At 63.5% G+C, this 21,124-nt stretch carries 12 protein-coding genes; 4 read left to right on the plus strand and 8 right to left on the minus strand.

Annotated features, from left to right (window positions below):
* Positions 1-2: 2 nt before the first annotated feature.
* On the minus strand, positions 3-1,154 hold the full coding sequence (locus GTW25_RS03960; protein WP_252910559.1) for a glycosyltransferase: 1,152 nt from the start codon (positions 1,152-1,154) through the stop codon (positions 3-5).
* Positions 1,129-2,775 carry a glycosyltransferase gene (locus GTW25_RS03965; protein WP_252910561.1) on the minus strand — a complete coding sequence of 549 codons (1,647 nt, stop codon included), beginning with the start codon at positions 2,773-2,775 and terminating at the stop codon, positions 1,129-1,131. Before GTW25_RS03965 ends, GTW25_RS03960 begins: the two co-directional genes overlap by 26 nt.
* 327 nt (positions 2,776-3,102) lie before the next feature.
* Here GTW25_RS03965 and GTW25_RS03970 point away from each other — a divergent pair, with 327 nt between their 5' ends.
* Positions 3,103-4,221, plus strand: a complete 1,119-nt coding sequence (locus GTW25_RS03970; RefSeq protein ID WP_252910563.1) for a DegT/DnrJ/EryC1/StrS family aminotransferase — start codon at positions 3,103-3,105, stop codon at positions 4,219-4,221.
* Positions 4,222-4,348: 127 nt separating this feature from the next.
* Here GTW25_RS03970 and GTW25_RS03975 read toward each other — a convergent pair whose 3' ends face one another.
* From GTW25_RS03975 to GTW25_RS03995, 5 genes are all read right to left on the minus strand, one after another.
* On the minus strand, positions 4,349-6,259 hold the full coding sequence (locus GTW25_RS03975) for a polysaccharide biosynthesis protein (RefSeq protein ID WP_252910564.1): 1,911 nt from the start codon (positions 6,257-6,259) through the stop codon (positions 4,349-4,351).
* A 292-nt stretch (positions 6,260-6,551) separates the two neighbouring features.
* A complete protein-coding gene (glmS, locus tag GTW25_RS03980; protein ID WP_252910566.1) occupies positions 6,552-8,375 on the minus strand; it encodes a glutamine--fructose-6-phosphate transaminase (isomerizing) in 1,824 nt (607 codons plus the stop codon).
* Positions 8,376-8,540: 165 nt separating this feature from the next.
* Positions 8,541-9,437 (minus strand): transglutaminase family protein, encoded by an 897-nt coding sequence (locus tag GTW25_RS03985; RefSeq protein ID WP_252910703.1) that lies wholly within the window; start codon positions 9,435-9,437, stop codon positions 8,541-8,543.
* Between the two features lie 2 nt (positions 9,438-9,439).
* Positions 9,440-11,833, minus strand: coding sequence for a circularly permuted type 2 ATP-grasp protein (locus GTW25_RS03990; RefSeq protein WP_252910568.1), 2,394 nt, complete (start codon positions 11,831-11,833; stop codon positions 9,440-9,442).
* A complete protein-coding gene (locus GTW25_RS03995; RefSeq protein ID WP_252910569.1) occupies positions 11,830-15,135 on the minus strand; it encodes a transglutaminase family protein in 3,306 nt (1,101 codons plus the stop codon). Before GTW25_RS03995 ends, GTW25_RS03990 begins: the two co-directional genes overlap by 4 nt.
* Positions 15,136-15,273: 138 nt before the next feature.
* On the opposite strand from GTW25_RS03995, the gene GTW25_RS04000 reads away from it, so the two are divergent.
* On the plus strand, positions 15,274-16,011 hold the full coding sequence (locus GTW25_RS04000) for an SDR family oxidoreductase (protein WP_252910571.1): 738 nt from the start codon (positions 15,274-15,276) through the stop codon (positions 16,009-16,011).
* Here GTW25_RS04000 and GTW25_RS04005 read toward each other — a convergent pair.
* On the minus strand, positions 15,989-16,564 hold the full coding sequence (locus GTW25_RS04005; protein WP_252910573.1) for a TetR/AcrR family transcriptional regulator: 576 nt from the start codon (positions 16,562-16,564) through the stop codon (positions 15,989-15,991). The genes GTW25_RS04000 and GTW25_RS04005 overlap by 23 nt on opposite strands.
* 122 nt (positions 16,565-16,686) lie before the next feature.
* Here GTW25_RS04005 and GTW25_RS04010 point away from each other — a divergent pair, with 122 nt between their 5' ends.
* Both GTW25_RS04010 and GTW25_RS04015 read left to right on the plus strand, forming a co-directional pair.
* On the plus strand, positions 16,687-17,844 hold the full coding sequence (locus GTW25_RS04010) for an efflux RND transporter periplasmic adaptor subunit (protein WP_252910575.1): 1,158 nt from the start codon (positions 16,687-16,689) through the stop codon (positions 17,842-17,844).
* Complete coding sequence (locus GTW25_RS04015) at positions 17,841-20,921, plus strand: efflux RND transporter permease subunit (protein WP_252910576.1); 3,081 nt, start codon at positions 17,841-17,843, stop codon at positions 20,919-20,921. Before GTW25_RS04010 ends, GTW25_RS04015 begins: the two co-directional genes overlap by 4 nt.
* Positions 20,922-21,124: the final 203 nt, after the last annotated feature.

Below are 21,124 nucleotides of genomic sequence, written 5' to 3' on the forward strand. Positions count from 1 at the left end.
CTTCAGCCCCGATTGCCGCGCACGTGCAGGTAGTCTTCCACGACCTGCGCGGCCACGGCCTCGCCATGCCATCGCCTCGTCCAGGCGATGCCGGCGCGCGACAGGGCCGCCCGTTCATCGGCGGGCATGTCGCGCAGGCGGCGCACGGCGGACACGATCTCCGTGACGTTGCGGACGGGCACGATCGGCAAGGCAGCATTCATTTCGGGCGGGATATGCGAGCGGTCGGTTTCGTCGAGATAGGCCAGCACCACGCAACCTTTGGCCAACGCCTCGACCGCTGCGACGCCATACCATCCGACCTTCAACTGATCGATAAAGATGTCCGCCTGCCCGATCCGCTCCAGGGTCTGCGCGTGCGAAGCGTTGGTTATCAGTTCGAACCGCACCGGTTCGGCATCCCCGGCAAGCTGCCGCATCGCTTCCTCGACCTCAGCCGTGCCCTTGACCATCATGTTGCTTGGCGCATGCGCCACCGTGAAGGGGTTCATGGCGCGCCTTGCAGGCCCTTCCTGTTGCGGCAGAACATAGGGAAGGAAGCGGGTCCGCGCCGGAAGCACCCCGAGCAGGTCCGGATTGGTCGCGTAGATCAGGTCGGCATGAATCCCGGCAAGCGCGGCGAGACGTTTTTTTCGCGAGTCTAATCCGGCAAGAGCGTCTCCATACGCTCCGCCGAGATGAGAACGGGCCCGGCTTTCGCGCATATGTCCGACCTGCCTGACATCGTCGCCCAGAAAGGTCATCGCGACCGTTTTGCCGAGCCGTTTCAGCATCGGTACGTCGCGCATCCAGAAGAGACGCGACACGGCGCGGCGCGCCCAGGCGACGGGTCCCGTCACGGGATGGTCCGGCAGGCGGTTGATCGTGGCCAGGCTGGTGCCGAAGTAAAGGTGGACCACGTCGGTACGCACCAGAATTCGCCGCATGGCGATCGCTCGCCGTGCAAGCTGGCCGCGTCCTTGAAGCGCGTCGTCGTAACCGAACCGGTGTGGCCGGAAAAGAATCGCCTCGGCCTCTACACCGAGGCCGCGCTGCGCGTCGGTCATGGCGTGAAGCTGACCCGACACCTCCTCGAAACCGTGAAGGACGCGCAGGGGACGATTGGCAGCCGATCCGGAATGCGCCGGATCAACGCTGCTGTGCGGAAATCCCATTGCGCGCCACCAGGCTGTCATACACGCGGTACTGGTCGCTGAGCTGGCGCTCGACGGAATGTTCGTTCTGCATCCAGCGCTGGCCACCAAGGCCGATCTCCTGCGCACCGGCAGGATCGTCGAGCACCTTCGCCATAGCATCGGCGACATCCTCGACGGTCGAGACGTTGAACATGCTCGGGGCGCTGCCGAAGAACTGCCGGCTCGCCTCACGATCGAAGGCCGAGATCAGCGGACGACCGAGCGCCAGCGTCTCCAGAGCCACGCCGCCGAAGGCGGGGGCCTTGAACTGGTCGACGACAGCCGCCGCGCCGAGATAGTAAGGCCACAGTCGCGTGCGGCACAGGGGCCTGAGCCAGTCGACGCGATCCGTGATGCCTTCTTGCTCGATCAGGGCACGGCTGAGGCCCAGTTCCTCGCCCCATTCGATCATCACGAAGCGGAACTCGTAGCCGCGCCGTGCAAGCTGCCCGGCCGCGCGGATATAGACGTCGTTGCCCTTCAACCAACTGGCATTGCCCATCTTCCAGTGATGGCGCGCAGGAGCGAAGAAGAACGGAACTTCGGCCGAATGGCGGGGGGCGGCCGGGTTACGGGCATGTGCGACAGCGCCGTCAAGGTCGAAGGCGTGCAGCATCGCATTGATCTTTTCCGGTGCGATGCCCAGCTTGTGCGCCGACGAAACACAGTCGACATTCGTCACGAAGGTCGCCGCGGCATTGCGATAGGTCCAGGCGCAAAGCTTGCCCATCGGACTGTCTTCGAACGGCAATCCCCGCAAGGTTCCCAGTTCGTATGCGACGGTGTTCTTGACACCCGCGGCCAAAGGATAGGCCGCCGATATCGTGTAGCCCTGAACGATATCGTATCTGGCGAACGCGCGCTGGAAGCTCTCTCGCAGCATGTTGACGCCGATAATGCTCGGTCCTGCATCTTCCTCCGTGTGAGGATCGGGCAGTTCGGGAAGATCGAAGCGTTCGCCCTTCAACTTGGACCAGAACGACATGCTTTCGCGCACGGCGCGCTTCATTCCGCGCATGAAGACGTTTTGGCTGACGCCGGCTGCATGCACGCCTCCGACGAAGCCATCGCCGACGCCGACGGTGCGGCGGTGAGCGTCGATGACCTTGCGCAGCGAGCGGGCGTCCCAGCTCGAGCGGTTCATTGCCAGATAGCTCAGCCCCATGGTCATCGGGGTCTGAAGGAACCATTGAGGAGCCTTGTAGCCATTGAGGTTGACGGCAGTCCAATCCGGCCTGAAATCGTCGCCGTGGTCGCCTTCCACATGCGCTTCGATCCACTCGGGCGTTGCCATGATGTGGAAGAAGTCGGGGTCGAAGACCTCGGCCTCGATCCCGTGGGCACGCATCAGCTTCGCGTTCACATACGCGTAGTTCGCGACATTCCCCAGATGCAGGATGCGGGGCGGACGCCGATATTTTTGCTGGAAGCGGCGCGGCCATTCGAGCCACTCTGCGCGGTCGGCATCGGGGCCGACCAGTCCGGCTGCGGTGGATGCACGGTCGGTGTCGCGTTTCTGTACCGCCCCAGCCTCTCGAGTGTAATCCGGATATCCTTCCTGTAAGGATAGAGGTTTTACATTCGTCGGCAAATCGGCCATCCCGCAATTTCTTGTCAGATTAAGCAATCCCGATAGAATTGCTTTGGTACTTCTAGGGCGTCGCGCATGCACGATGCGTAGTTCCATAGGATGAAAACCGCCGAGCCGCAATGTCCCGATACGGAACAATCATCCGCGCGCTTCATGAAGCCATTGGTCCCGATGGCCGCTCCCGAATTCGAGAGATTCGTCGCCGTCGAGGGTGTGCGGCGTCGGGCGACATTATTGCTCTTGCGTGCATCCCTGATGTATTGAGGCCCGGCTTTGTGCCGCGGCGCGTGTCGCACCGCCTCCTGTTCCTCCTCCTGTATTCCGAAAGCAGAATTCATGTCGCTCGCCTTCATCGACCTTGCCGCGCAACAATCTCGCATTCGCCCTGCCCTGGACCGTGCCATCGCGCAAATCCTGGATGAGGGAAAATACATCATGGGACCGCAAGTCGGCGAACTGGAAAAGAAGCTGGCGGAATTCTGCGGCGCGACGCATTGCCTGTCCTGCGCGAACGGAACCGACGCGCTGCAACTGGCGCTGATGGCTTTGGGGATCAAGGCCGGTGATGCCGTGTTCGTGCCGTCGTTCACGTTCGCGGCCACGGCGGAAGTCGTCCCTCTCGTTGGCGCGACGCCGGTATTCGTGGACGTATTGCCCGACACGTTCAACATGGACCCCGAGAGCCTGAAGCGCGCGATCGTCCATGCCCGCGACATCGGTCTCAATCCGGCAGTGGTCATTCCGGTCGACCTTTTCGGTCTTCCGGCCGACTACGACGTGCTGATCGCCATTGCGCGCGAGAACGGCATGAAGGTGATCGGCGACAGCGCGCAAGGCTGGGGCGGCGTTTATCACGGCCGCGTCACCGGTTCGCTGTGCGACATCTCCACCACCTCGTTCTTCCCCGCCAAGCCGCTCGGTTGCTATGGAGATGGCGGCGCCCTGTTCACCGACGACGCCGAACTCGCCGCGCTGGTCGATTCGTTCCGGGTGCATGGGAAGGGCAAGCACAAATACTACAATGAGCGGATCGGCCTCAACAGCCGGCTCGACACCTTGCAGGCAGCGATTCTCATCGAAAAACTGGCAATATATGCCGACGAGATCGAGGCCCGTCAGATCGTTGCCGGCCGGTATACCGACGGGTTTTCGGGACAGTATGAGACCCCTCATGTGCCCGAAGGTCTGACCAGCATCTGGGCGCAGTACACGCTCAAGATGAAGGACACGGCCGAGCGCGAGGCGCTTCAGGCGAGAGCCTCGGCGGCCAAGGTGCCGACCGTCGTCTACTATCCCGTTCCGCTGCACCGCCAGACGGCCTACAGCGCGTTCCCGGCCGACCCGGCCGGCCTCACCGTCAGCGACGATCTTGCCGGGCGCGTGGTCAGCCTGCCCATGCATCCCTATCTGGGCACGCAGGACCAGGACCGGATCATCGCGGCGGTGATCGGCTGAGCGTCGAACGATCCTTACGGTGCGAAACGACATGACGCGTGTCGTTTCGCACTATGAGACGCAATCTGTATGCTTCGGTGCCGCGGAGCATCCGCGCGCGGCACATATCGTTCCACGGGGTTGACGATCAGTTGGCGCTTGCGGCCTTGAGCTGCTTGCCGGCCTCGTCGATCGCCTCCGGAACCGGGTTCTGGCGGGACCATTGCTTCCATCGATACTCGGGCACGATCTGCCTGACGATGGAGATCGCACTCGCAGCGTCCTCGGCTTCGACGACAGCTCGCAAGTCCACCACCGCCGACAGAAAACGGTCCCCGTCCATAACACGCGGCTTGGCGATCACGTAGCCGTCGATCGGTCCGTTCGACTGGATCTCCGAAGGATCGAACAATTCCTCGAAAAGCTTCTCGCCGGCGCGCAGTCCGGTGAAGGCGATCTCGATATCGACGCCCGGCTTCAACCCGGCAAGCTGGATCATGCGCTCGGCCAGGTCCACGATGCGCACGGGACTTCCCATGTCGAGCACCATGATCTCGCCCCTCGCCTCGATCCGATCGACGGCCTGCGCCGATGCGTTGAGAACCAGACGAACCGCTTCGGGGATCGTCATGAAATAACGCACGACATTGGGATGCGTCACGGTTACCGGCCCGCCCGCCTGGATCTGTTCGGTGAAACGGGGAACGACGGACCCGTTCGAGCCCAGGACATTGCCGAAGCGCACGATCTTGAACCGGGTCGTTCCGGAGTTGATGTCCATCGTCTGGCAATAGGCTTCCGCCGCCCGCTTGGTCGCGCCCATGACGTTGGTCGGGTTCACCGCCTTGTCGGTCGAGATCATGATGAAGGCGGCGACATCCACGGCAAGCGCGGCGTCCACGACGTTGCATGTGCCCAAAATGTTGGTCTTGATCGCCTCGAGCGGATTTTGCTCCATCATCGGGACGTGTTTGAGGGCGGCGGCATGAAAGACGACGTCCGGGCGGAACTCCTGGAAAAGCGCGTTCAAACGCCGCACGTCCCGCACACTGACAAGCCGCGTCACAATATCCAGATCGGGATAGCGCTCCGTCATTTCGGTATCGAGCAGGTAGGCGTTGTGCTCGGAGTGATCCGTGAGAATGATCCTCGCCGGCGAAAACTGTGCGATCTGCCGGATAAGTTCCGAGCCGATCGAGCCGCCCGCTCCCGTGGCCAGCACCACGCGCCCTTCGATGAAGCGACCGACGCGCCCGACATCCGAGACGATCTCGGCACGACCGAGCAGGTCGCGCAGTTCGATCGGCCGGGGTTCGATTGCCGAGTTCTCGTCCAGCGAAGTGGGCTCGGCGATGTCGGGAATGCGGGTCGTGCGCAATCCGCAGGCCGTGGCGATCTGAACGATGTCGCTCAACCGCTTACGCCCGGGGGAGACTTCGGCAACGATCAGTTCCGTTACCTTGATGTCGTCGCGGGCAAGCTTTTCGAGAATGGATTCCAGATCTTCTAGACGCCCCAGGACACTGACACCCTGAATCCGCTCGAAGCGCGATGCCTTTGCGGAATCGAGGATTCCCGCGACCTGGAATTCTGCCTGGTTCGAGCGACGCCATGCGCGCAGGAAACTTTCCGCGCCCGATGTCAGCCCAAGGACGAGTACCGTGCGTTCGGGCCGAACATCGCGCCCCCAGCGCAAGGCGAACGGACCCTGTCTTTCGACCGCCATGCGATAGAGCAGGCGCGGCGTGATGAGGCCGGCCACCAGCATGAGAGTGCTCAGGACGACGACGCTGCGAGGTACGTTGTCGCCACGCGACATCAGGAACGCCCCGACGGTGTAGACGATCACCGTGCCAACACCGACCTTTACCAGACTGTAGATTTCCGGAAGCGAGACGTATCGCCACGACCCCTTATGAACCGAGAACACGAACAGCATGACCAGCGCAACGAGGCCGAACGCGGCGGTCTTCTCGTAGATTCCGGGAATATATCGGAAAAAGTATATGTCATAGACGACCGCGTAGGCGGTCAAAAAGACGATGCAGGCAATCGCCACATCGAGTGCGATACTCGCAGGTCTGAGTGCCCTGATTATTCCGATGCGCTTCAATGGCATATTAAAAGCCTGTTAACTTTCGCTGGGGCCTGAAGCCTCGTGATCAACTGCCCCGCGCGATGCAACATCGGCCTTCGCACAGTCTACAGTTTGATGGCCGTTGCGTCGAGCAGGTTGCGTCCGCCAGTAAATCCGGCCCGGCACGACATGCCTTCGGTCCATTGCGACATCGCCGCAGCATAGCTAGCGCGAACGGCCATGCGTCCGCGCAAAATCTTCCTTCTGCAGCGTATTACTCGACAGTGACCGACTTCGCCAGATTGCGCGGCTGGTCCACATCCGTGCCTTTCAGAACGGCCGTGTGATAGGCGAGAAGCTGCAGCGGCACCGTCAGCACGATCGGCGCGATCAACTCGGGCGCGTTCGGCATGACGATCGTCTCCAGCGTCTCGATGCCTGCTTTTTCTGCGCCCTTCTCGTCGGTGATCAGGATGATCTTGCCGCCGCGGGCGGCGACTTCCTGCATGTTCGAGACCGTCTTGTCGAACACCCGGTCGTGTGGAGCCACGACGATGACGGGCATGTCCTCGTCGATCAGCGCGATGGGACCGTGCTTCAGTTCGCCCGCCGCATATCCTTCGGCGTGGATATAGGAAATCTCCTTCAGCTTGAGAGCGCCTTCCACCGCCAGCGGGTAGCTCGTGTCGCGGCCGAGATAGAGGACGTGGCGCACATGGGAGAGTTCGCGAGCGACGCGCTCGATCTGATCGATCGTCTTCAGGGCCGCGTTGACGTAGCGGGGGGCCTCGACGAGCTGGCGTACCAGACGCTGCTCTTCCTGCGCATCGATCACACCGCGCACAACGCCGGCGCGTACGGCGAGCGAGGCGAGGACCGACAACTGGCAGGCGAACGCCTTGGTCGACGCGACGCCGATCTCCGGTCCGGCAAGCGTCGGGAACGTCCCGTCGGATTCGCGGGCGATGGTCGATTCACGCACATTGACGATCGCGCCGATCTTCATTCCCGCCTGGCGGCAATATCGCAACGAAGCGAGTGTATCGGCCGTTTCGCCCGATTGGGAAATGAAGATCGCCGCATCCTTCGCCGAAAGCGGCATCTCCCGATAACGGAATTCCGACGCGATATCGATGTCGACGGGCAGGCGCGCATAGCGCTCGAACCAATATTTGCCGACGACGCCGGCAAGGTAAGCCGTACCGCAGGCCGAGATCGCGAGCCGGTCGATCGTGGCAAAGTCGAAGGGCGCGTCCATCTTGCGCACGCGGCCGGCGGAAAAGTCGAGATAATGCGCAAGCGTGTGGGAGACGACTTCCGGCTGCTCGAATATCTCCTTTTCCATGAAATGGCGGTAGTTGCCCTTGTCGACCACGTAGGCCGTCGTCGTCGCCTGCCGGCGTTCGCGCTGGACGGGATTGCCGTCCGCATCGAAGATAGAAAAAGCGTTGCGACGGATGACCGCCCAATCGCCGTCTTCCAGATAGGTCACGGCACTGGTGAACGGGGCGAGCGCGATGGCGTCGGACCCGAGGAACATTTCCCCTTCGCCATGGCCGATCGCCAGCGGCGGCCCGTTGCGAGCGGCCACGATAAGATCCGCCTCGCCCGCGAACACGATGGCGATGGCGAACGCGCCCTCAAGACGCCTGACCGCCGCATGGGCCGCCTCGACGGGTGACAATCCCTGCGCCATCCCGCGCGAAACCAGATGCGCGACGACCTCCGTATCGGTCTGGGAGGCGAAGTCGTAGCCATCCGTCCGCAACTCGTCACGAAGCTCGGCGAAATTCTCGATAATGCCGTTGTGGACGACCGCGACGTCGCCGGAAAAATGCGGATGGGCGTTGGTTTCGTTCGGCACGCCATGCGTCGCCCAGCGCGTATGTCCGATGCCGATCGTGCCGTCGAGCGGACTGTCAGCCAGCCTTTTCTCCAGATTGACGAGCTTGCCTTCGGCGCGCCGGCGATCAAGGCCGGCATCCGATACGGTCGCGACGCCCGCGGAATCGTAACCGCGATATTCGAGACGCTTCAAGGCATCGACGATCAACGGCGCAACCGGGCGCGTCCCGACGATACCGACAATTCCACACATGAAGTACCTCTTGAGAAAATCGACGGTCGAAATTCGAGCGCATCAGGTCGGCGAAATGCCGTTTCCCGATCCACGCTGCCAAAAAGCTCTGGCTGGCCTTGGATGGCAATAGCATCCGCAAAAATGCGGAGCAAGTTGAGTGGTCCTGCGGCTCAAACGTAGCCGCTACGGCCGCTCCTGATCCTGCGCGACCGGGACGACGTCGACGGCCTGTCTGGTCGTCTGGCTCCCGGCGGTACGGATGACGCCGCGCACCGGCGCCACGTCGCCGTAATCCCGCCCGTAGCCGACCACGATGTGATCGCTTGCCACGACGAGGTCGTTCGTCGGATCGAATTCGACCCAGCCGAGTTCGGTCCCGCACCACGCGGCGACCCATGCATGCATGGCATCCGCACCTTCGAGCCGTACCGCGCCTTTCGGCGGGATCGTGCGCAGATAGCCGCTGACATAGGCGGCCGGGATGCCGAGATGGCGCAGGCCGGCGATCATGATGTGGCTGAAATCCTGGCACACGCCATGCCGCTCGGCAAACGCTTCGCCAAGCGGAGTGTTCACGTCCGTCGCCTCGGCGTCGTAGCGCATGTCCCGATAGATGGACGCGTTGAGTGCCGATGCCGCTTCGTAGACGCTTGCCCTGCCGCCGGCGACCTCGCGCGCATAACGGGCAACGGCGGCATCCGGCGCGATCCATGGCGAGGCCGCGAGGAAATGGATGGGCGCGAGCGCGTCGAGCGCTGCGCACTTCGCCAGTTCCCCCGGCAGACCGGCAAGCGACGCCGACGATGCGAGATCGATCCGCCGCGCCGCGCGCTCGACCCGCGCGCGGGCATGGTAGACGAGATCGCCGTCGACCGCGTCATAGGCGAAGTCGACGACGTCGGTGCCGAAGAAATCCAGACGCTCGTGCCGCTCAGCGGGTTTTGCCGCGACATCGACATGGCCCGCAACCAATCGCTGCACGCCATCGATGCTGCGCGGCAGGACACGGATCGCGTGACGGCCACCGCCCGACTGGCCCTCATAGGCGAATTCCATCGTAAGGCGGATGTCGTAGCGCATGGTCATGCCAGGTAGACGCGGCCGAGATGATCGGAAATCGCTTCCAGTTCGAGACGCACGCGGTCCAGAAAGGCAGTGTCGACCTCGTCGGGAACGGCGGTCGCCAGCGCGGTGCGCAGCCGCATCGTCGCGCGCGCCAGATCGGCCGCGCGGCCCATCAATCCGCCCTCGGGCAGGAGGTTCACCTGCTCGTCGATCTCGGCGACCTGAAAGACGATCGAACGCGGGTTCATCGGATCGAACACGAGAAGCGCGGCAACGCTCGCCGCACTCGCTTCCAACGAATAGCGCCGGCGATGGGTCATCACGCTGTCGCCGACTTCCAGCGCGATGTCGAGAGCGCCCTCGGGCGCTTTTTCGTCGAAGAGCGCACACAGCATCGCCGAGGTCGCCGCCGCGCGTTCGAGCGAACGGCCGACGCGCATGAAGCGCCAACCGGCGAAACGATACATGTTCTCGTGCGCGAGACCGGAAAAGCCGGTGATCTTGCGCAGCAGGATGCCCATGATGCGCCCGCCCGCATCGGACAGGTCGGCGTTGCGGCCCATGCTGTCGGCGGTCGCGGACAAATCCTTCAACGCCGCCCAGCCGTCGACCGAGAACCGATCGCGCACCTTAGACGCGCTGAAAACGGCCGAGCCGATCGTCTGCGCGAGCGCCTCGGGCAGGCGCTGGTCCGTATCGACGCCGAGTTCGGTCAGATAATCGGTGAAGAAGGCCAGGATCGGCGTGTCCTCGTCGCCGGCCTCGTCGGCCCGCACCCGGTAAGCACGCACGAGCCGCATCGTGTCTTCCGCGCGCTCGATATAGCGCCCAAGCCAGAAGAGGTTGTCGGCCGCGCGCGACGGCAAAGCGCCCTGACGCGGCCCCTGCGCCGCGGCCTGCCCGGTCCCGAGCAGGCTGACCCGCTCGACCGGGGCCCTGGCCACGACCCAGACATCCGCGACGCGTCCGCCTTTTCCCAGCGAAGCCGCTCCGCCCTCGCCCGAAGCGATGCGGGCATAGCCGCCCGGCAGGGCCTGCCATCCGTCTGGCCCGCGCGCGAGGAAGACCCGCAGACTGCATTGGCCGGTCGCAAGGCACCCATGTTCGAGAACCGGCGTCGCGGACAGGGACACGATCTCCTGTCCGACGAAAAGCTCCGGGTGGGTCCGGCGAAGGTGCTCCGCTTCCGCACCCGTCTCGGCGAAACCATGCGAGGGGAGCGGCTGGTCGCCTTCATAGGGCAACCGCGTCGACAGGGCCGCCGACCACTGGATGTCGTCACGCCCCGCGATCGCCTCGCGCGCGACAGGATCGCCGCACCACCATGTCGCCACGTTGGGCAGGCGCAATTGACGTTCAAGCAGAATTTCGCCCAGACGCGGCATGAAAGCGAGCAGCGCGCGGGTTTCCAAAATGCCGACGCCAAGCGCATTGACCATGGAGAGCGTGCGGGCGCGCAACGCCGAGATGAGCCCCGGCGTACCGAGTCTCGACCGATCGTCGAGTTCGAGCGGATCGGCATAGCTCGCGTCGAGACGACGCCACAGAGCGCCGACCGGCTCCAGACCGGACACGGTCCGCACCATCAGGCGACCGTTCTCGACGACCAGATCCTCGCCTTCCAGAAGCGTCATGCCGAGATAGCGCGCGATATAGGCATGTTCGAAATAGGTGTCGCTCAAAGGCCCCGGCGTCAAAATCGCGGAACGTCCCTCCCCGCCGGGTACGAGCGCTTGCAGATTTTCACGAAAATCGCGGAAGAAGCCGGCGAGGCGGTGGACATTGGTGCGCCCGTAAAGCTCGGAAAAGACGCGCGCGGTCGCCACGCGGTTTTCCAGAGCGAAGCCCGCCCCCGACGGTGCCTGCGTGCGGTCCCCCAGCACCCACCAGTGCCCGTCCGGCCCGCGCGCGACGTCGAACGCAACGAGGTGCAGCCGATGGCCGGACGCCGGCTCCACGCCGACCATCGGGCGCAGCCATTCGGGACTTTGCGCGATCAGGCCGGCGGGCAGATGCCCTTCGGCGACGAGGCGGTTGGCGCCGTAAAGATCGGCGGCAACCAGTTCCAGAAGATCGGCGCGCTCGGCAAGGCCCTCGACGAGCGTCGCCCAATCATCGTCCTCGATCAGTACCGGCAAATGGCTCAATGGCCAGACGCGCTCGGCGTCGTCGCTGCCGAACTGACGCAGATAGACGCCCGCGTCGCGCAGATATTCGTCGCCGCGCGCGATGCGCCCTTCGACCTTTGCGGCGGACAGCCGCGACAATTCCTCGATCATCGGCCGCCAGCGCGCCCGCACCGTCCCATCGGCATCCAGAAGCTCGTCATATGCGCCGGCCGGCGGACGATACCCCGCCATCAGGGCAGCGCGACGCCCCGCAGGACCGGTCTCTTCCATCCGCCCGCTCATCGCCGTGCCTGTCGCCTCAGGTCGAGCGTGGAGGCAAATTCGGGATGCGCGATTTCAGCGGTTGCGTCGTAGCGCCCGGCCGTATGGCCCCAGCCTTCGAACCGCGCGAGCCGCCGCGCCTCCGCTTCGTTGCCATTGACCGGGAACGTCTCGTAGTTGCGCCCGCCCGGATGCGCGACGTGATAGACGCAGCCCCCAAGCGCGCGGCCGCTCCATGTGTCGTAGATGTCGAAAGCAAGCGGCGCATCGACCGGCAGCACCGGATGCAGCGCCATCGTCGGTTGCCATGCCTTGTAGCGGACGCCTGCGACGGCAACCCCGTTGCCGGCCTTTTCGAGCGGCACGCGCCGCCCGTTGCACGTCACCGCGTAACGGCCGGGATCGGCGGTTTCGAGCCTGACCTGAAGGCGCTCGGTGGAACTGTCGGTATAGCGCACCGTGCCGCCGATCGCGCCGGTCTCGCCGAGCACATGCCAGGGCTCCAGCGCCTGACGCAGTTCGAGTTTCACGCCCTCGTATTCGACCTCGCCGCAGAAGGGGAATCGGAACTCGGCCTGCGCCTCGAACCATTCCGACCGGAAAGCGAAACCATGCGTCTCAAGATCGGCGAGCACGCCCAGAAAATCGCTCCAGACGTGATGCTGAAGCATGAAGCGATCGTGAAGCGCGGTTCCCCAGCGTGTGAAGTCGCCCTTGATCGGGCGACTCCAGAGCCGGGCGATGATGGCGCGAACCAGCAATTGCTGGGCGAGCGACATGCGCGGATTTGGCGGCATCTCGAAGCCGCGAAACTCCACCAGCCCGAGCCGCCCGGTCGGCCCATCCGGCGAATAGAGCTTGTCGATGCAGATCTCGGCGCGGTGCGTATTGCCCGTCACGTCGGTCAAAAGATTGCGCAACAGCCGATCCGTCAACCATGGCAGAGGCTGCCCGCCCTCGCCCGGATCGGAGATTTGCGACATCGCGATCTCGAGTTCGTAAAGCCCGTCGTGACGGGCTTCGTCGATGCGCGGCGCCTGACTGGTCGGACCGATGAAGAGACCCGAAAAGAGGTAGGAGAGCGAGGGGTGGCGCTGCCAATAAAGGATCAGGCTTCGCAAAAGGTCCGGACGGCGCAGGAACGGGCTGTCCATCGGCGTTCGGCCGCCGACGACGACGTGATTGCCGCCGCCCGTGCCCGTATGCCGGCCATCTAGCATGAACTTGTCGGCGCCGAGCCGGCACTGGCGCGCTTCCTCGTAGATCGCCTCGGTGGTCGCCACGCAGTCACGCCAACTGGATGCGGGATGGATATTGACCTCGATGACGCCCGGATCGGGCGCGACGCGGATGACGTTCATGCGCGGGTCGGCCGGCGGCGCGTAGCCCTCGATATGAACCTTCACGTCGAGCCGTTCGGCCGCGCGTTCGGCGGCGGTGACGAGTTCCAGATAATCCTCGATCCGCTCCACCGGCGGCATGAAGACGCACAGCCGCCCGTCGCGCGGTTCGACGGAGAGCGCGGTGCGCACGGCACCATCGAGTTCGCCGATCTCCTGCGGGACGATTTCCTGCTGCGGCGTGGCGGCGGTGAAACTCGCCACCTGCTGGCGCGGCTCGGGTGCATCGGGCAGCGGCCCGCGCTCCTCGGTCGGATCGGCCGGGTTCACATAAGGATAGTGCGATGGCGGCACATAGGGCAGGGAGCCGAGCGGCAGGCGATAGCCGACGGGGCTGTCGCCCGGCACGAGGAAAAGATGCCCGCGGCGCACATTCCAGACTTCCGACATCCAGCGCGGCGCGTCAGCCGCGGCCTGCCAGCGCTGGACGGGCAGGACATAGCCGGACGGTTCGGTCAGACCCCGTTCGAACACGCGCGCCATGCGATAGCGCGCCTCCGGGTCCGCAAGTTCGGAATTTTCGGGAGTGACATTTTCGGGAAGCTGGCCTTCCTTCAAAAGCCATTCGGCGGGGTCTTCATAGGCAGGCAGGACATTTTCGGCAGGCAGGCCCAGTTCGCCGGCGATCGCCTGAAGCAGTTCCTGCGCTTCACCCACATTCGCCGCGCCCGCAGAGGTTTCCGATGCTATGCGATCCGCATCCTTCCAGATCGGCTTGTCGTCCTCGCGCCAGTAGAGCGAAAAGGTCCAGCGCGGCAGCGTCTCGCCGGGATACCACTTGCCCTGCCCGTAATGGAGGAAGCCGCCGGGCGCGAAGCGGTCGCGCAGGCGGCGGATGAGCTGATCGGCCAGCGCGCGTTTCGTCGGGCCGACGGCGTCGGTGTTCCACTCGTCGGATTCGAAATCGTCGATCGACACGAATGTTGGTTCGCCGCCCATCGTCAGGCGCACATCGCCGTCCGCCAGCGCCTTGTCGACGCTTTCGCCCAGCTCGTTGAGCGCCGCCCACGCCTCGCTTGAGAACGGATTCGTGATGCGCGGATGTTCGGCGACCCGCTCGACCGTCATGTCGAACGCGAAATCGACCTCGGCAAAGCTCGCCATGCCCGAGATCGGCGCGGCGTTGGAAAAATGCGGCGTTGCGGCAAGCGGAATATGGCTTTCGCCGGTCAGAAGGCCGGATGTCGGGTCGAGGCCGATCCAGCCCGCACCCGGAAGATAGACCTCCACCCAGGCATGCAGGTCCGTGAAGTCCCGGTCGGTGCCGGCCGGTCCGTCGAGCGCGACGAGATCGGGCTTCAACTGGATCAGATAGCCGGACACGAAGCGCGCCGCAAAGCCCAGATGACGCAGCACCTGAACGAAAAGCCAGCTCGTGTCCCGGCACGATCCGGTGCCGCGCTCGAACGTTTCCTCGGGCATCTGCACGCCCGGCTCCATGCGGATGATGTAGCCGATTTCGCGTGCCAGGCGCGCATTCAGATCGACGACGAAGCCGACCGTCTGCTGGCGCTCGCGCGAAATCGTATCGAGAAACGCCTGAAGGCGCGGGCCGGCGGGTTCGGGCCGGCGGTAGATGACGAGATCGGGCTCGATCGCCTGCGGGTAGTCGAACGGCCATTGCTCGGCCTCCTCCTCGACGAAGAAGTCAAACGGGTTGTAGACCGTCATGTCGGCGACGAGATCGACCTCGATCTTCAATTCGCGCACCGGCTCAGGGAAGACGTAGCGTGCCAGCCAGTTGCCATAGGGGTCCTGCTGGTAGTTCACGAAATGGTTTTCGGGCGACACCTTCAGCGCGTGCGAAACCACACGGGTGCGCGAATGCGGCGCGGGCCGCAGCCTGATGATCTGCGGACCCAGCGTGACGGGCCGGTCGTATTTGTAATGGGTCAGGTGGCTGATGGCGGCGAGGATGGACATCGGGCGTATGCTGTTTCCGTCTGGAAGCGATCGGGCAAACGTTTTCACAAATAGGTGCGCTGCACCACAGCTTTGTTCGAATTCGGTTGCGCGGGACGGCGTGAACCATCATTTTGCGCCCGTAAACGAAGCGAGAACATGATGAAAACGAAAGCCATCGTCACAGGTCATAGCCGCGGGCTGGGAGAAGCGATCGCGGCGTCTCTTCTGGAAGAGGGCGTCGACGTGCTCGGCCTGTCGCGAAAAAAGACGACCGCGCTCCCGGCCGGCAACGGAACGTCTTTCGAACAGATCGCGATCGACCTTAGCGACCCGGCGGTCTTTTCGGATAAGTCCCTCGCCGACCGCCTGCAAACATTTCTGGCGGGAGCAGACCGCGTGCTTCTCGTCAACAATGCCGGCATGGTCAAACCGATCGGCCCGCTCGGCACGGGCGGCGCGGATGCCATCATGTCGGCCGTCACGCTCAACGTTGCCGCACCGCTCGCGCTCGCCGATCTTTTCCAGGCGGTTTGCGCATCCGTCGCCGACCGCCGCATCCTGCACATATCGTCGGGCGCGGGCCGACGCGGCATGGCCGGCTGGAGCGTCTATTGCGCGACCAAGGCAGCGCTCGACAACCACGCACGCGCGGTTCAGGAAGACGCGATTTCAGGATTGAAGATCACGAGCCTCGCGCCCGGCGTGATCGACACCGACATGCAGGCCGACATACGCGGCGCAAGCGTGGAGCAGTTTCCGGCGCTTGACGAGTTCAAGGCCATGAAGACGGAAGGCGCGCTCGCGTCACCGCAGAACGCAGGGGCGAAAATCGCGGCCTATCTCGTGTCGGACCGCTTCGGCACCGATGCGGTTACCGACCTTCGCCAGCTTTAGCGTTCGCCCGGGACAGTTCACGCGCCAGACGGTCGAGCACCGAATTCGTTTCTGCTTCCGTCAAACAGTTCGTTTCGAACATACGCATCGACCAGATGCCTTCGATGACGAGAAGAGCGGCCAAAGACAAGGGAAGATCGGTCGATCTTTCGCGCATCGTTGCCACGAGCGAGCGCTGGTGACGGCGCACCGGATCGATCAGTTGCGGATTTTCCGCGATCGCCACGAGAAGGCCCGAAGCCGGTTTGGAATGAACGCACAATTCATCACGACAATAATCCAGATAGGCAAGCGCCAAGGCATTGGGGCCTGCCCTATGCGTTTCTTCGCTTCGCGCCAATGCATCCTCGGCTCGGCCGATATGTTGCTCTACCAGCGCTTCGAGAAGCTTTGCCTTGGTCGGAAAATTGTAGAGCAAGCCGCCCTTGGACAAACCGGCTCGCGCGGCAACGGCATCCAGTGATATATTCGCGGGACCCTGCTCGCGCGCGAGCGCTTCGGCGGCATCCAGTATCTTCTGCCGCGAGCTTGGCCGGCCTATGGAACTCGTCACATTTACCTCGGAGACTGCAGTCAATCATGTGTGTTGACAATACCGTCCAGACGGTACAGTAATGCGCCGCACAATTGCAAGAGCTATTGCGTCCAACTACGACCCCATTCACGGAACACACCATGATCAAGCGGTTCATCATCGCCATCGTCTTCGTCGCCGTCGTGGCCGGCGGCATCGTCGGCTTCAACATGTTCCGTGACCGGATGATCGCCGATTTCTTCGCCAACATGCCGGCCACCGCCTATCCCGTCTCGACAGTCAGCGTCACCAGCGGAGACTGGCAGCCCGGCATCGAGGCCATCGGCACGGTCTATGCGGCGCGCGGTATCGATCTCGCTGTCGAGGCCGGCGGTGTCATACGCTCCGTCGCGTTTTCGGCGAATGAGGAGGTCGAAGAAGGTCAGTTGCTCGTCCAGATCGACGATGCCATCGAACAGGCCGACCTGGTGGCCGCACGCTCGCAGGTGGAAGTCAGCAACGCCGCACTCGAGCGCGCGCGCACGCTTTCGGATCGCGGCGTGAGTTCGGCCGTGAACGTGCAGGAAGCCGACGCGGCGGCGGCTTCGGCGCTTGCCCAGATCGAGCGACTGAATGCGGTTCTCGGCCAGAAGTCGCTCGAAGCGCCGTTCTCGGGAACGATCGGCATCCCGCGTGTCGAAGCGGGCCAGTTCGTGTCCGCCGGAACCACGGTCGCCACGCTTCAGGACCTCGACACGCTGCGCGTCGACTTCACCGTGCCCGAACAGCAGCTCGCGCGGATTTCGGCCGGGCAGACGGTCGCCATCGCAGCCGAGGCAGGCGGTTCCGTCGCTTCGGGCACAATCACCGGCATCGAGCCGCGCATCGACCCGCAGACCCGCCTCGTCAGCCTTCGCGCCGAAGTGGACAATCAGGACGGCAGGCTCAATCCGGGCCAGTTCGTGCGCGTGCGGATTCAGCTTCCCGTCGAAGACAACATCGTCGCCCTGCCCCAGACGGCGGTGACGACAAGCCTTTATGGTGACTTCATCTACGTGGTTACGGAGCCCGAAGAGCCGATTGCAACCGCGGAAGGCGAGCCGGAGCGCTTCGTCGTACGCCAGGTTTTCGTGCAGACCGGCCGTCGCTATGGCGACCAGGTCGAGGTCACCGAAGGCGTTTCGGCCGGAGACCGGGTCGTCACGGCTGGACAAAACCGTCTGTCGAACGGATCGCAGGTCACCTTGACGCCGAGCGGCGACGAAAACCAGCCGGAGCAATCGACGGAAGCCGCCTCAGCCGAAGGTGACGCACAATGAGCATACCTGAACTCTTTACCCGCCGGCCGGTTCTTTCCACCGTCTTCGGCGCGCTCATCCTGCTCCTGGGCTTTCAGGGCCTCTTCAACCTCTCGGTGCGCGAGTACCCGGAGGTCGAGGAGACGGTCATCACCATCACGACCACCTATCCGGGCGCCAGCGCGGATCTGATCCAGGGCTTCATCACCGCCCCGATCTCGTCTGCCGTCGCGACGACTGAAAATGTCGACTACGTCACGTCTGCGAGCCGGCCATCTGTCAGCGTCGTAACGGTGAACATGCAGCTCGGCTCAGATCCCGACGTCGCGCTTACCGAGGTGATGTCCAACGTCCAGCAGGTGCGCAGCGAACTGCCGAGCGAGTCGGAAGACCCGGTGATCGTCAAGGGCACCGGCCAGCAATTCGCCATCATGTATCTGGCTTTCCAGAACCAGAACATGACGTCGGAGCAGCTCACCGAATATCTGGAACGCGTCATCCGACCCCGCATGTCGACGATCGAGGGCGTCGCCGAAGTGCAGATCATGGGTGCGGCGAACTACGCCATGCGCGTGTGGATCGACCCGATTCTGCTCGCCAGCCGCGGCGTTACCGCATCCGAGGTCGTGCAGGCGATCAATGCATCGAACTTCCTGGCGGCGCCGGGCACGACGCGCAACGAATATGTCGCCTATTCCATCACGCTGGAATCGACGCTCCAGTCACCCGAAGCGTTCGGGGCCCTGCCGCTTCGATCCGAGGGGGACGAGGTCGTGCGCCTGCGCGACGTCGCCTCGATCGAGCTTGCGGCCGAAAGCACGGATTCCGTCGTCAACTTCAACGGAAACGCCGGTACCTTCATCGGCATCTTCCCGACGCCATCGGCAAACCCCCTCAACACGGCGGACGCCGTCATCGCCGAACTGCCGTCGATCCAGGAAAGCCTGCCCGAAGGCATGAGCGTCGAACTGGTCTATAACGCCACCGACACCATCCGGGCCTCGGTGCAGGAAGTGTTCGTGACGATCGCGGAGGCGGTCGCCATCGTGGTTGTCGTCATCCTGCTCTTCCTCGGCTCGTTCCGTTCGGTCGTCATGCCAGTCGTCACGATTCCGCTTTCGCTCATCGGCGTCTGCTTCTTCCTGATGATGATGGGTTATTCGATCAACCTTCTGTCATTGCTCGCGATGGTGCTGGCGATCGGCCTCGTCGTTGACGACGCCATCATCGTGGTGGAGAACATCCACCGGCACATAGAAGAGGGCCTCAGCCCGATGGAGGCGACCATCAAGGGCATGAAGGAGATATCGCTTGCCATCGTCGCTATGACGCTGACGCTGGTGGCCGTGTTCATGCCGCTCGGCTTCACGGCCGGCCTCACCGGCGCGCTGTTCCGCGAATTCGCCTTCACGCTCGCCGGGGCGGTCGTCATCTCGGGCATGGTGGCGCTGACCATCACGCCGATGATGGCGGCGCGCCTTCTCAAGTCGGGCGGGCACAGCCGGTTCCAGCAGTTCGTCGACCGTACCTTCGACCGGCTGGCGAATTTCTACGAAAGACTCGTCGAGGGGTCGCTCAATTATCGTCCCGTGACCATGTTCATCACGGTCGCCTTCATCGCCGTGACGGGTTTCATGTTCATGAACACGTCGAGCGAACTGGCGCCGGAGGAAGATGTCGGCGCGCTCTTCGCCATCGTCAACGGTCCACGCTACGCGACGGTCGATTACACCCAGCACTATGCCGAGCAGATGAATGACAAGACGAGCGATATCGAGGACGTGAAGACGCGATTCTCGATCATCGGCCTTGGACCTGGCCAGACGAATACGGGCTTCGTCGTATGGGGGCTTCATGACTGGGCCGACCGCGACCGTGGCCAGGCCGAGATCCAGCAGGACATCCAGGCCCGCATCAACACGGTCGATGGCGTCCAATCCTTCGTCTTCGCGCCACCGACATTGCCCGGCGCGGGCGGCGGGTTGCCGGTTTCGGTCATCGTCCAATCGACCGGACAGCCTTCGGAGGTGTTCGAGGTCGCCGACCAGATCCGCCGTGAAGCGGAAGCGACCGGACAGTTCATCGTCGTGCAGAACACGCTCGCCTTCGACGCGCCGCAGGTCACCGTGACGATCGATCGCGACCGGGCGGCGGCTCTCAACGTGCCTGTCAGCGATATCGGAACCACGCTCGGCGCGCTGGTCGGCGGCGGCGCGATTTCGCAGTTCGACCGGGAGTCCAACAGCTACGATATCATCACGCAGGTTCCGGCGGAGTATCGCAACAATCCCGAGGCGCTGGGCGAGTTCTTCATCCGCTCCGCAACCGGCGACATGATCCCGCTATCGGCCGTCGTCAATATCAGCACGAATGCGTCACCGGCGGCGATCGAGCAGTTCAACCAGTTGAACTCGGCGACCATCGAGGCCATGCCGATGCCGGGCGTCACGACGGGCACCGCCATCCAGACGATCACGGATATCGCCCGGAACACGATGCCGGACTCGTTCTTCATCGACTATTCGGGACAGTCGCGCCTGGAGGCCACGCAAGGCAACACGATCCTGATCGCCTTCGCGCTCGCCGTCATCGTGATCTACTTGATGCTGGCGGCGCAGTTCGAGAGCTTCCGCGATCCGTTCATCATCATGATGTCGGTCCCGCTCTCGATCTTCGGCGCGATCCTGCCGCTGAATCTGGGTATCGCCACGCTGAACATCTATACGCAGGTGGGCCTGATCACGCTGATCGGCATCATCACCAAGCACGGCATCCTGATGGTCGAGTTCGCCAACCAGCAGCGTGACGAAGGCATGTCGATCCGCGAAGCGATCGTCTATTCGTCCAAGGTTCGTCTTCGTCCGATCCTGATGACGACGGCGGCGCTGGCCCTTGCGGTCGTGCCGCTGATGATCGCCAGCGGCGCCGGCGCGGCGGCGCGTCAGGCGATGGGCACGGTCATCTTCTGGGGCCTTCTTATCGGAACGTTCTTCACGCTCTTCGTCGTGCCGATGTTCTATACGTTCATCACGTCGCGTGAGCGGTCCGAAGCGACGCGCCATGTGCCCGCCGGCGCATCGACGCAACCGGCAGAATAAGAAGTCTCCAAGTCCTGGTCGGAAGGGGCGATGCGGCAGACCGCATCGCCCCTTTTCTTTTCGGGCAAATGCACACGCGATCGGCCACGCAACTGTGTCGCGTCGAAACCAATCGTGTAGCGATTGCTTAAATACGTCGCAACCTTTCGGCTTTGAATCGGTTTAGCGTTGGCTTGACCTGTATCAGGCGCTTGGCAGACACC

The sequence above is a fragment of the Aliihoeflea aestuarii genome, from assembly GCF_024105665.1.
In the GTDB taxonomy this organism is placed as follows: domain Bacteria; phylum Pseudomonadota; class Alphaproteobacteria; order Rhizobiales; family Rhizobiaceae; genus Aliihoeflea; species Aliihoeflea aestuarii.